At 40.6% G+C, this 13,280-nt stretch carries 5 protein-coding genes; 4 read left to right on the top strand and 1 reads right to left on the bottom strand.

From position 1 onward, the window contains the following. Positions 1 to 127: 127 nt before the first annotated feature. From M23134_RS30125 to M23134_RS30140, 4 genes are all read left to right on the top strand, one after another. On the top strand, positions 128 to 3,154 hold the full coding sequence (locus tag M23134_RS30125) for a DUF2339 domain-containing protein (RefSeq protein ID WP_002702972.1): 3,027 nt from the start codon (positions 128 to 130) through the stop codon (positions 3,152 to 3,154). 407 nt (positions 3,155 to 3,561) lie between these two features. Beyond that, positions 3,562 to 5,631 (top strand): GAF domain-containing protein, encoded by a 2,070-nt coding sequence (locus M23134_RS30130; RefSeq protein ID WP_002702974.1) that lies wholly within the window; start codon positions 3,562 to 3,564, stop codon positions 5,629 to 5,631. Positions 5,632 to 6,280: 649 nt separating this feature from the next. Continuing rightward, positions 6,281 to 10,204, top strand: a complete 3,924-nt coding sequence (locus M23134_RS30135; RefSeq protein WP_045114640.1) for a PAS domain S-box protein — start codon at positions 6,281 to 6,283, stop codon at positions 10,202 to 10,204. A gap of 317 nt (positions 10,205 to 10,521) precedes the next feature. Next, on the top strand, positions 10,522 to 11,448 hold the full coding sequence (locus M23134_RS30140; RefSeq protein WP_002702978.1) for a CAP domain-containing protein: 927 nt from the start codon (positions 10,522 to 10,524) through the stop codon (positions 11,446 to 11,448). 187 nt (positions 11,449 to 11,635) lie between these two features. On the opposite strand, the gene M23134_RS30145 is transcribed toward M23134_RS30140, so the two are convergent. Beyond that, complete coding sequence (locus M23134_RS30145) at positions 11,636 to 13,153, bottom strand: DUF5723 family protein (protein ID WP_002702980.1); 1,518 nt, start codon at positions 13,151 to 13,153, stop codon at positions 11,636 to 11,638. Positions 13,154 to 13,280: the final 127 nt, after the last annotated feature.

Below are 13,280 nucleotides of genomic sequence, written 5' to 3' on the forward strand. Positions count from 1 at the left end.
ATGGGTGGTATTATTGGGGAGTCATTACTGAGCAGGTAATGACTTTTCCACCATAAAATACTATTCCTTGTTTCTTGCTTTACCAAAAAAAGGGTTAACTTAGAAGTTGAACCTAATAACTCTTGTGATGAAACAAAGCCCGGAAGCTAAAATTTATGCTCTAGAGATCAAGATTAAAAACATGGAAGTTCAAGCTTCCATGTTCGATCGCGACTTAGAAATGCTACGGGAAGAACTTGACCAGCTTAAGACAGCCACTGGTTATAGCGAAGCAGCCGCAAAACAAGCTTTACAACGAGAGTTTGAAGAAGAGGAACAGGAGCCAGAAATACCCACCGAAAGCCCAAAGCCGATAAAGTTGCCAGTATTTAACAACCCACCCAAAAAAGAAGTTTCATCAACTGAAGACGCTGATACCGAGCCACTGGAAGAAACAGTTTTCCGTGAGCCTGTACAAGAAGAAACCCCGAAACCTGAACCTATAGCTGCCTTTCATCCTGCTGCTAAAACCAAGCGTCCGGCCACATCAACCAAACCTGGCAAAGAAAAAGAGCCTTTTAATATAGAAAATTTCATTGGAGGCAATGTGCTCAGCAAGTTAGGAATACTTATCTTGATTATAGGGGTAGGGGTTTTCCTGAAGTATGCCATTGACCGCAACCTTATCAGTCCTTTGAGCAGGCTCATACTTGCTTATACTGCGGGAGCTGGACTCATCGGACTGTCTTATTACCTAAAGGCAAAATACCACGCCTATAGTGCAGTATTGTTTAGTGGGGGCACGGCTACTGTGTATTTCACTACTTATATAGGTTATGTCTTTTTGCAGGTGTTGCCCCAGGGAGTGGCGTTTCCGCTCATGCTACTTGCCACTGTTTATACAGTATACCAAAGTACCCGTTTCGACGAAGAAATTATTGGCATTATAGGCTTGGTAGGTGCCTATGCTATTCCGCCACTTATTGGCAACGGTGGGGGCAATGCAACCGTGTTTTTTGGTTATATTTGTATCATTAACATAGGCGTCCTGGCATTGGCTTTTCGCAAAAACTGGTACCGGGTTGACCTCACTGCCTTTGTGGTTTCCTGGCTTATTTTCATTGTTTGGGTAAGTCAGGCATATAGTGCACCATTGCAACCTATTGCCCTTATCTTTAGCTTTGCTTTTTTTATTACTTTTCAGGTAACCCTGGTGGTGCACTATACCCGCCAAAAAGACCAACACCCCGAAATAAAAACCCTCTTGCTCCTACTCAATGCCATAGTTTTCTATATGGTAGGCACTGCCATACTTCAATACAACAATATACTTTTTGTTCAAAATCATTTGCTTGAAGGGTATCAACGGATGTTAACAGGGCAGGGGTTGTTTACCTTGGCTTACAGTGTTTTGTGTATGGCTACAGGTGTGTATGTAGCCAAAACCAACCAAGAGGGCAGCAGTTCAGTGTATTTGCCATTTATAAATATAGGCATCTATACGCTTAGTTTTGCTGCATATCTGGGGTTCAAGGGCGTGTGGATACCCATTGCATGGGCAGGGCAAACTGCGGTACTCTTTACTCTTTGGCTCAAGCCTACATTAAAAAACAGTTCTTTGGAGTATGCCATTAAAATTATTCCTTTGGGAGTTGTCCTGCTTACCCCGTTTGTGTTCGAAGAACGGGCTACCTTCATTGCTTGGGTAATAGAAGCCACCATCTTGTTTGCCGCATCGCGCCAATGGCAAGTAGAGGCGTATAATGCCATTACCTTGCTCACGCTTACCTTGCTTGCCTTGTATTTACCATTCGAGTTTAGCAATGCCTGGCTTTTGTTTTGGTGGAGCATAGAGGTAGCCGTAGTATACAGTATTGCACGTATCTGGCAAGATCGACAGTACGACTACCTGGCAATAGGCTTGTTTGTATTGATTGCTATAGGGATTGGGTTGATATACCAAGATGGAACTATACCTACAGCCTGGGCTATAGAGGCCGCAGTGATTTTTGCGCTTTCGCGGATATTTTCCGGGCAATCGCATTTGTATGAAAACCTCAGCGCGGGGCTATCCCTGTTGTTGGCTTATGGTATATTTATGGAAACCGAAGGGCAAGCCCGCATTTGGTGGTGGTTGCTAGAGTCGGTAGTGGTTTTTGCCTTGGGGCATTTCTTTAGTTCGACTTACCTCAAGTATGTAAACCATCTGGTGTTGATGTTTTCGATATATGACACTGTACTACTTTGGCTGGATGTATACCTAAAGTCTACTCAATCTATTCCATTTGTTTTCAACCATACTTTTTTGGTGTCCATATCACTCATTGCCGAAATATTGGGTTTGGGCTACATATACAACCGTTACACCGATACTAACAAAGACCAACTGCTTGCAATACTGCAATACCTGTTTGACTTTGTAGGAGTAGGTCTGCTTTACTTATTGCTTTTTAGCGAAATAACACACTATTATCTTGCTCAAAATCCCACCAACTATCACTTGATGATCATAGTGTTGTTGATGTATTCTTTTGCATACATCACCGCCTTGGCTGCCGCTGCTCGTTGGTGGTTGCCGCTCAAATCGTTTGGTTATGGGTTGGTTTTTTTCAGTGTGTTGTGTGCCATTTTATTAGTAAGTGTAGGATTTTGGCATTTGCAGGCTCTTCACCTAAATCAGAGTTATGGCTGGTTGCGTTGGGGAGTATATGCGCTCATAACCCTTATGCTATGGGCAGTATACCGTGTCATGTGTTACCATCAATTGCTCACCTATCGACAAATGCAACTATGGTTTATTCTGTTGCATGTGTTAGCGGTGGTTACACTAAGCTTTGAACTGGTAGCTCTATCTATACTTTATGGGGGACTCACCATCACACAAGCGCGTCAGTCGGTATTTAAACTTGGTTTTACCTTGGTTTGGGGCATTTATTCGGTAGTCATTATAGCTTATGGCATTGCCAAAAGGCTCAAGTATCTACGACTTACTGGTTTTGCCTTTTTGTCAATTACTTTGTTAAAACTATTTGCCAATGATATTAACTATAACTCTACCCTCAATGTAATACTAGCTTTTATTAGCATAGGTACTTTGTTATTGGTTACGGCATTTCTATACCAGAAATACAAGCATGTTATTTTGGCCGCCGATGAGGAGGACACAAAGGAATGATTAAAGGAGCATGAGGTAGCAGAGCGTCATTGCCTTGTTTTTTGCTGACAACTCACTTAGGAACATGTTCAAAATAAGTGTCGAGATTGAGGGCATAAACTCAAGGCTGACTGAGGCACTTTTTGCGGGCGTAGCAGTGCTACGGACAATAAAAGTAACGAAAGTCAGGAAAGAGGATATGTTCTAAGCCGGACAGTTATTGCGATCATGTTCCTTAGCTTGTGGTTAGTTACAGTTTTGGCAAACCATAAGTAAGAGCTTGTATTTAGACAAATGGCCTGTACACGCTGCATTGATGGGTTGGTAAAGTTTGCCCAAAACTTATTCTAAAATTTGTTCAATATGGAACAGTATATGAACATGCATAGGCAAAAGTTCATCGTATACCAAGGTTTAATATTGCTGATATGCAATTGCAGAGTATAAAATCGAAATTATTATTGTCATTTGCCGGGTTTGTGCTATTGGTAGCATCTATTATTGCTACTTTTTTGTGGTCACAGTACCGCAATCAACGCATTACTAAAGTAACCCAGGCAGTAGCCGACATTAACTTACTTGCCAAAGATATACACCTCCTCGAAAAAGACTTTTTTCATTTTGATGTAACCAATCCTGTTTTTTTCAAAACAGGTAAAAGCCAGTTTGTAGATGCCCACCTGACCGATGTAAATAAACTCAAACAAAAATTTCAGGATTTGCACCAAATCAAAGAAATACAATCGACCCTGCTCAACAAAGAAATTGACGAGATCATTGGGTTGATTGATGCTTCTGAGAAAGCGTTTGAAGAAGCAGTGAAAAAAGTGCGTAAAAAAGGGTTCGAAGATTATGGCCTGATTGGTGACATGCGCCAGCACATACACCAAATCGAAGCCGCCACCCAACGGTATAATCTCGACTTTGCCAAATTGCTCATGATACGTCGCTATGAAAAAGATTTCCTTTTAAGAAAAGATACCGTTTACCAGCAAAAAGTAAAGAGGGCAGTCAAAGAATTTAGAGAAGACATTGCAACTAAAATTTTTAACCCTGCAACCAAAGACTCGGTAAACCAGTTGCTTACCCATTACGAGCAGTTATTTAACGAAGTAGTAACGCTAGACCAAGAGTTAGGGCAAGAAAGCAAACAAGGGCATAAGCATGAACTGGCGGGTATCATGAAAAAACTGAGCGATAATATTCAAAAAATCTCTCAAGAACTGGTAACGGTGTCTGCGCGAATGGCAGGCAAAATACGGATGAGTTTACTTAGCATTACACTGGTGTTTTTGGTGTTTATTATCATCCTCATGTATGTAATTATTGCTCGGTTGGGGCGCCCTATTCAGCAATTATCGCAGTCGATTAACTGGGTGATTGCCCACAATTTTGAAGAAGATATAGAAATAGCCGCAATTAACAGTAAAGATGAAATAGGCAAGCTATCGCATGATTTTCAGTTGATGCTTGACAAGGTACGGGAGCGTACCGACGAAGTAACCCGACAGTATGAAAATATCCGGTTGTTAACTGATATAGGCAAAGAAATCACCTCTAACCTGTTGATAGAGCAAATTGTAGAAGTAGTGCATAGCAATATCAATCCGTTGTTAGACGCCCCTATTCTGTCGATAGGTGTGTTTGATGAAGATGCTCAAAAGTTAGACTTTATAGGTAAACATGAGGCTAAAATTGTATTGGGGTACGATTCGCTTGACGATGATACCAAACTTTCGGTATGGTGTTTTCAAAACAAAGAAGTAGTGTTTATCAATGATTTTACTGAAGAAGCTTCCAGGTATGTCAATGGAGTATCCTTATCAGAAGGGTACGACAAAGAGCCCGAATCAGCCATTTATATACCGCTTATTGTCAAAGAGCAGGTAGTAGGGGTCATTACTGCTAAGAGCTACCGCAAAAATGCCTATACTGACTACCATCTTAATATTATGCAAAACTTTGCGGTATACACCGCTATAGCGTTGTATAATGCCAGAGTATACCTACATATAGAGCGCCAAAACCAACACCTGAAAATGTCGGAAGAACGCATTAGACAAACTGCTGAAGAATTGAAAACTGCCAACGAAGAGCTGGAAAATAAGCGAACCGAATTGATAGGACAGGTTTCGGCCACCAAACGTACTTTGGCGGTGGCAGAGTTTGACCCTCAAGGCAATATTATAGAAGCCAATACCTTGTTTTTGAACGAGCTGGGCTACGAACGCGCCGACTTGCTGGGCAAACATTATACAGTATTATTGAACGAGACCACGCCAAAGTCGGAAAAATATACCCAACTTTGGGCTAAACTCCTGCAAGGAACCCCACAAAAAAGCCGCCTGGAGTATTGTACCCGCTTTAATAAAACCATTACCCTTAACTCGACCTACACCCCAGTGCTTGACCATAACCAACAACTTAAGAAAATTATCAAGTTATCAACCTTAGTCGAGTTGCCTGTTGCCCACTATCACTCCCCAGCCCACAGTTAGTTTTGTTAGACATTAAAAAATAAATTGTGGGGTTTATTTAATGGCTTAAATCGTTATATTTGTTCATATAGTAATCAATGTTAAACAGTTACTTAACATCAATAAGAAACAATAGGTGGCAATGCAACGTTTGTAAAACGTTTGTTGAATATCAAATGACCTTATTTTAGTCAATTTCATGAGCGGTAACACTACTTGCTGAAGTTCAAGGAGACAATGGCTAAAAACTAGTACCTTAAACATTAAGTAAATGCATTATTAGTTGAGATGAGTTGGGTTTTCTGACGCACTTCAAAAATCGCGCATGGTTCGCTTTCTGAATTCTGATGTCTATCGGAACCTTAGCTATGCAGGTTTTTTTAAGTAAGGTCAGTAGGCAAAATCGCCGAAATAACCGAGGCTACAGTTCTATTGTGCCGAATTTCTAAATCCTCTGAATCAAGTTCGGAGGGCTCTGCGAAGCTAATGGGTTAGATATTTAGTGGTTGAGGTACTAGTGTAGAGCATGCCTTTCTTTGGAATTCAAAACCTCTTTTATTGGTCTCGATTACAACTTTTGAACAAGTATTGTTAATTGTTTGATATTTTTTTGATGCATTTTAGATACAAGTAGTACTACATACACGGGGAGTTGTTGAATAAAAACATTATGAAAGAGATCAGGTTTTTGGGCATCTTTTTACTCATCTTGACTTTGTATTCCTGTCAGTCAAAACGACCAGCAAAAATACCTGCCGTGATAAACGGAGTAATTGATTTGCAAAATTGGGACTTTGAAAAATATGGATCAGTCAAACTCGATGGTACCTGGGAGTTTTACTGGAAACATCATTTGGTCTCACAAGATTTTACTTTTCCCAAAAATATTCCTGCTCCACACTTTATAACAGTACCTGATAATTGGTACAATACCACTGTCAAAAAAAAGAGGGTGCCACTGCAAGGTTTTGCTACCTATAGAGTTAAAATACGCTTGCCCAAAAAGCGACCTGGCACTTTAGGTCTCAAGTTTCCGGTTTTTCGTACCAGTGGCAGGGTATTTATTGACTCAAAGTTGATACTGGAAACAGGCACAGCAGCCAAAAGCAAAGAGCACAGCCGCCCTGAGTACAAGCCTTGTGTAGTAGAGGTAGCGCCCGACTGGTCAGAGTTACAGCTCATTATTCAAGTATCCAACTTTCATTACCGCAAGTCAGGCATTATTAACTCTATTGCACTAGGGCAAAGCGAACAATTGGCGCAAGCGCGTTTGCGAAAAATTATGTTTGACATGTTATTGGCAGGCATGATATTTTTTGTGGGCATTTACCATATAAGCATTTACTGGCTACGTCGTAAAAGCAAAGAAGCACTTTACTTTGGGGTATTTTGCTTATTAGTATGTTTTCGTATTTTGTCGGTAGGTGAGCGCCCCTTGCTTGAGTTTGTAAACGTACCCTGGTTTTTGCTCGTCAAAATGGAGTTTTTCGGTTTTTACTCTGCCGTGGGTATTTTCACCCTTTTTTGTTACTCAGTTTTTCCACAGGTAATACACCGCATCGTAGTACGTATCAATATGACGGTGGCTACTATAGCATCACTTTTGGTCATATTTACTCCCCCTCTGTGGTTTTCGTTTCTTACAGAGGTTTTTCAAATAATGGCGATTGTGTCTGGGGTATATATCATTTATGCTTTGATCAAGTCTGAAATTTTCAAACAGAGATACACCCGTATTTTCTTGTTGGGTTGGGTGGTGTTTTTTACTGCTGTTGTCCACGATATATTATTTGCAAACGGCTATATAAAAGACGGAGGCTACGTTTTCGACCTAGGCTTTTTGTTTTTTATCTTGTGCCAAACCTACGTGCTTACCTTGCGTTTTTCTTTGGCATTTACCCGCGCCGAGCTACTTACCGATCAACTTGATATCACCAACAAAAATCTTGAAAAAGTTGTAGCAGAAAAAACCGAATCTTTGGTATTGGCAAATCAACATTTGTCGGATCGGCAAAAAACCATGCGGGAGCACCTTGATAAGATCAGAACCATCAATGATCGATTGACAGAAAGTAGCCTGGAACTCAGAGGACAACTATCTGCTATTAACCGTACTTTGGGTTTTGTAGAAATTAGCCCTAAGGGTAAAATTCTTGAAGTAAACTCTATTTTTTGTTATGTAACTGGGTATGAGCGGGAATCCTTGATTGGGCGAGACCACCAAACCCTGATTAGTACAGAAGAGTATGATCAGGCAAAGTATGAAAAATTTTGGAGTGACTTGGTCAAAGGCATTCCAGCCTCTGGAGAATCTAAGTTTATTGCCCAAAACAAAACAGAGTTGTGGTTTTCTACCAGTTATACCCCCATTATAGACCAGCAAGGTTTAATTAGCAAAATTATATTACTTACCAATGACATTACAGCGCAGAAGCTGCAAAACCTAGAGTTTGAAACCCAATATAAGGCTGTAAACCAACTCAATGCTACTGTTGAGCTCGACTTGAATGGACGTGTAATCAAAGCAAATGACTTGTTTTTGAATCTTATTGGCTACAGTGCTGATGAAATACAAGGACTAAAACACCATCATTTGTTGGTATCGGAGATGTATACCGAAGGTGAGATACAGAGTTTTTGGCAAGAGTTACTAACCCAGGAGTCTAAGCAGGGAGAATTTTTGTTGCGCACCAAAAATGGTGAAAATATATGGTTGGCAGGCGCCTACAACGTAGTAAAAAACCTAAACGGAGAGCCTCAAAAAATTCTCACTTTTGCACGTGATGTGAGCCGAACCAAACGAATAGCACAAGAATACAAGCAATTGTCGCTGGTGGCAAGCAAAACCAACAATGCTGTAATGATTGCCAATGAGCGAGGCGTACTACAATGGGTAAATCAAGGTTTTATTCAAATGTCGGGCTACTCATTTGATGAGGCAGTTGGCAAAACCCCCGGAGAGTTGATGCATGGTGAAGATACTGATGAGGCTACGGTAGCTTACCTGATGGAAAGAATAGGAGAGGGCAAGGAAGCGTCTACTGATATTGTAGCATATAAAAAAAATGGGGAAAAATATTGGGTAAACCTAAGTGCAGCACCGGTGTATGATGATTATGGTCAGTTGGTAAATTTTGTGTCTATAGAAGTTGACATTACCGAAAGGAAAGCTTTGGAAGAAGAAATATTGAGGGCTAAAGAGCGCACCGAGACAATGTATGCGATTACCTCTGACATTTCAGGTAACCTTGAAGCTCAACTCAGTCAAGTACTAGAGTTTGCGACTCGTTTGTTAGGACTGGAAGTAGGCATTATTAGTAAAATAACCGAAAATGAGTATCAAGTATACAGTGTTTACCCATCGGATGATACCATTGCTGTAGGGCAGCTTTTTCCTTTGGACAAGGTTTACTGTGAGATTACACTTCGTGAAGACAAAATCATTGCTTTTCACTCAGTGCTTGATACTCCCTATAGTAGCCATCCTTGTTATGCTCAGTTTCAGACATTGGCCTATATTGGAGTGCCTGTACGGTTAGATGGGGAAATATTTGGTACTTTGAGTTTTTCATCTACTCAGTCACTGTCTAAAGCTTTTAGCCAAGGAGATAAAGATTTTATCTTGTTATTAGCAGAATGGATAGGAGGGGCTTTGAGTAGGTTAAGGTATGAGCAAACGCTTAAGCTGATGAATGAAGAATCGGCATTGATGAATACTATCCTGAATGAGAAAAATGAGTTGCTTGATAAGAAAAACAAGCAAGTAGAAAAGCAAAACGAAGCTATTCAAGAGCAATACCATGTCATCAAAGACAGTATAGAGTATGCTGAGCGTATTCAACGAGCAATACTACCACCACTGGATAAAATACAACAAGCCTTGCCCAACTCTTTCATCTATTACCGTCCTCGCGACTTGGTAAGTGGTGATTTTTATTGGTTTGCAGAAAAACGTGAGCATCATCAGAATAAAAATATTATTGCTGTGGTAGATTGTACTGGACACGGGGTTCCAGGTGCTTTTATGAGCATGATTGGCACTAACTTGCTCAATCAGGTAGTGCATGATAAAGAGGTACACCAACCTAACCTGATTTTACAAGAAGTGCATCGTCTGATAAGGCAGGTTTTGCACCAAAATGAATTGGACAATAATGACGGAATGGATATTGGTATTTTGACCATTGACAAAAAGAACAAAACCATAGACTTTGCCGGGGCTAAACATTCGTTGCTCATGGTAAAGAATAAGACAATGACAGTAGTAAAGGGAGACAGGCTGCCATTGGGTGGCGAACAGTTAGAGCTGGAACGTACTTTTAAAAACCATCAGATACCTTACCCTAAAGTGCCAGGAGCACTCACGCTGTACTTGACTACAGATGGTTATCAAGACCAGTTTGGTGGTCAAAAAGGGCGTAAATTTATGACACTAAGGTTTAGAGAGCTGTTGGAAAACATACACCAAAAGCCAATGGCTGAGCAGTATGAAATTTTGCATGAAACACTGGATTTTTGGATGAACCCCATTGATTCGGAAAAAAAATACTATAACCAGATTGACGATATTTTGGTCATGGGTATTAGTTTATAGTATAATCACTTATCCTAATTTTTTTTTTGACCGTTATAACAATACTCCGCAGTGATTTTAGTTAAAGTTGTTTGCTGGTTATCAGTCATTTATGACTTTAAAAACTATTTAATTGGGTGTTTAGGCATAAAACCGAAACACTTTTAAAAATAAAGTGAGTATACAATCTTAATATAAAATACTGGTTTACAGCATTTAACAAGGTGAACATTTACTCGAATCAGCTATGGACTATCAACTAAATACTATGGACTATTGTATATAACTGAGCCCAAAACGGTTCCAAAGAGGAGTTTTCAACTTAAAAATATATGAATATGCGTAAAAAAAGCTATACACTTTTAACAACACTTTTTCTATTGTCTATCACGGTCTTTCCAGTACTGGCTCAGCATAAGCTGAGGGTTGGGACTAAAAAAATGGCCATTACCAATATTTATTTCAAAAAAGGCGAGAAAATGATCATTGTGGTCACTGGTTCTTGGACTTTCAAAAAACCAATGGCAAAAGTAGACTACCACGGGCATTCTGCATTAGGTGCTATCAACCAATATGGTAACTTGGGGGCTTTGCTAGGGCAAATAGGCGAAGGTGACCCTTTTATTGTGCAGTCAGGTGGCAGCCTTATTGCCAAAAATGATGGACGGCTCAAGTTGTTTGCCAATATTACAGATACCTACATGAGCGCACGCAGTGCGGGGGTAATACATGTAACCATTAGAGGAGGCAAAAAAATGAGTTCAGCAGCCCTGGAGAAACTTGCCGGATGGGATTATAACAAACTCAATACAGCCAACGGGGTACCTGGCATGCGTGCCGTAGAAAAAGAGATGGTGTTGTTGTTGAACAAGGCAAGAATCAACCCCCCTAAGTTTGCCAGAGAGTACTTAATGGATAAAAAAATGCGTAATCCAGTAGCCCGCGAACTGTATACCAAGTTATTAGAAACCAAACCTATGGAACCTCTTAAGGCAGATGAGGTATTGCTGATGCCAGCCAAACGCATGGCAGTAGCTTTTGGTACCAAAGGGTTAGACAAAATCAAAGGTACTCCTAAGTTTGCCACTACTTTAGGTTTTGGCAAAAGTACCTCACTTGACATTGTACTTGACCTTTTGCTTGATCAAGACATTCCAGAAAGAACCCGCCGTAAGCAAATCCTAAACCCTGAATACAAATCCTTTGGAGTAGGCTTTCATCCACATACCAAGTACCGTTACATTTGGGTGATGATGTATAAATAATGTTGCTTCATGCTTTGTTTAAAATAAAAAAAACCGAGTCTACAAAGTTTGTAGGCTTGGTTTAATAATATTGAGTGTCTGGAGCACTAGATGAACCGAGCCAAAAAGTGTATTGAGTCTTTGGCTACTTCACCCTATGCTGGGTAGACAATTAGTACAAATGGGTCATGAACAACTGTTGTTAAACCTACCGAAACGCCGTAGAAATATTGAATGATATATCAGCTCCTTTGCCCCCTGAACGTAATAGCAAAGCCGTAATATTATTTGTGCCAAAACCCAAACGATAATACCCTAGTTTGAACGACATAAACGAACCAATTCCAAAACCCGAATACCCTCCACTGGTGGCGCTTAACCCCATACTTACCTGTTGCCCTAAATTGTGGCTATAAGCCGCTGTAAAGCTAGGGCGTGCTGTAGAGATGCCATATTCGCCAAAACCTTGAATGTAGGTAAGGAAAAAATGATGCTTGTTATACTTGCGTCCTTTTTTATCTACTCTGGGCACTTTATACTCTGCCTGAAACATCATTCGGGTAGGTAAAGGAATAGAAAACTTGTCGAATGTTCGCTCCAGTTCAAAGTTATTAATCAAGCTATCAAGAATGCCATCAGCCCCACCCAGCAAACCCGTAGAAGGATCAGCAGGAACTTCAATTCCATCAAACGTGATTTGATTGTTCAACTTAAAGTTGCTTATTCTACGCTTAAAACGTACCCCACCTACGTCTACCAACGAGAAGGTACCCACAAACCTATCTTGCAATGTCACTGTTACCCCCAGGTCTACCCCAAAACCACTGCCTTGTGCAGGCAACCTTGGAAAATTATCATCTCCTAAAAATTTCTTGGTAGGAAGCTCCTCAAATTCTCCTTTTTCGTCTACTGGCACTGGCGAACTAAAATTAGAGAAGTAGTCTATGTTAGTGGTAATAGTTCCACCGTTTTCGGCACTTTGTGTAAGGATAGTGGCATTGGCACGACGCGAACGCATGGCGGCCATTCCTTGTAAATATTTTAGCCGCACCCCAGCACGCACGTTTATGTCTAAACCTTTGTAAATAGGCATGGCTGCCCCAAGAGCAAACTCTCTGAGCCAATAGGCATTAATTTTCGTGTTCCCTAGGTCAACTGTTTTGTCCAAAAAATCAGGGTGCCCATTACCTTTCCAGGCAAAAGCGAGCATTTCGGGCGATAGCCGTACACTTGCGGCCATTCGTTCGTTCCAGCCCAAAGAAATCGTTACAATTTCATCCCTTTTAATGACCGGAATATCGGCCAGATCGGGGTTGTTCATATCCATTACCTTGGTTTTTTTATTGATTTTAAACGCAACACCAAATAGTTGTAACTGTGCTCCCACACCTACAATATTTTTATTACCAAATCTGCCCACAAATTCCTCAATAATAGCATTGTCCACAGTATTCCCCCCACTAATAAAATACTTCTGAAAGTCTTTGGCATTGAGGCGATTATTGCCCCCCCAACTGTACAGGTTAAAAGTAGGCAAAGGTAAGGGCAAGCCTGTGATGTCCAGGTCATTGTAACTGTCTCCCAATTTACTTGGGTTCAATCTTGCTGCTTGTTGGTGAAAGTGGCTGCCGTACAATACCGCTGGATTGTTTTGGGCCTGAGTGTGTTGGTACAAGCCGCCCAATAAAATTCCTGCAAGGGTTAAAAGTTGTAGAAGTTGCCGCATATATATGTTTGTTCTTTTATTAGGTACAAGTTTTTGTTCAAGTCAGATAGTCTAAGTAGCAGCAAGTAATTAGCTATATGTATATCGGTGCTACAAATAAGGATAACTCATTCATAATATGGCTGTT

Source organism: Microscilla marina ATCC 23134 (assembly GCF_000169175.1).
In the GTDB taxonomy this organism is placed as follows: domain Bacteria; phylum Bacteroidota; class Bacteroidia; order Cytophagales; family Microscillaceae; genus Microscilla; species Microscilla marina.

Bases quoted from the DNA above. Each gene is read 5' to 3' on its own strand.
- M23134_RS30125 (WP_002702972.1), top strand. From the start codon at position 128: ATGAAACAAAGCCCGGAAGCTAAAATTTATGCTCTAGAGATCAAGATT.
- M23134_RS30135 (WP_045114640.1), top strand. From the start codon at position 6,281: ATGAAAGAGATCAGGTTTTTGGGCATCTTTTTACTCATCTTGACTTTG.
- M23134_RS30140 (WP_002702978.1), top strand. From the start codon at position 10,522: ATGCGTAAAAAAAGCTATACACTTTTAACAACACTTTTTCTATTGTCT.
- M23134_RS30145 (WP_002702980.1), bottom strand. From the start codon at position 13,153: ATGCGGCAACTTCTACAACTTTTAACCCTTGCAGGAATTTTATTGGGC.
- M23134_RS30130 (WP_002702974.1), top strand. From the start codon at position 3,562: ATGCAATTGCAGAGTATAAAATCGAAATTATTATTGTCATTTGCCGGG.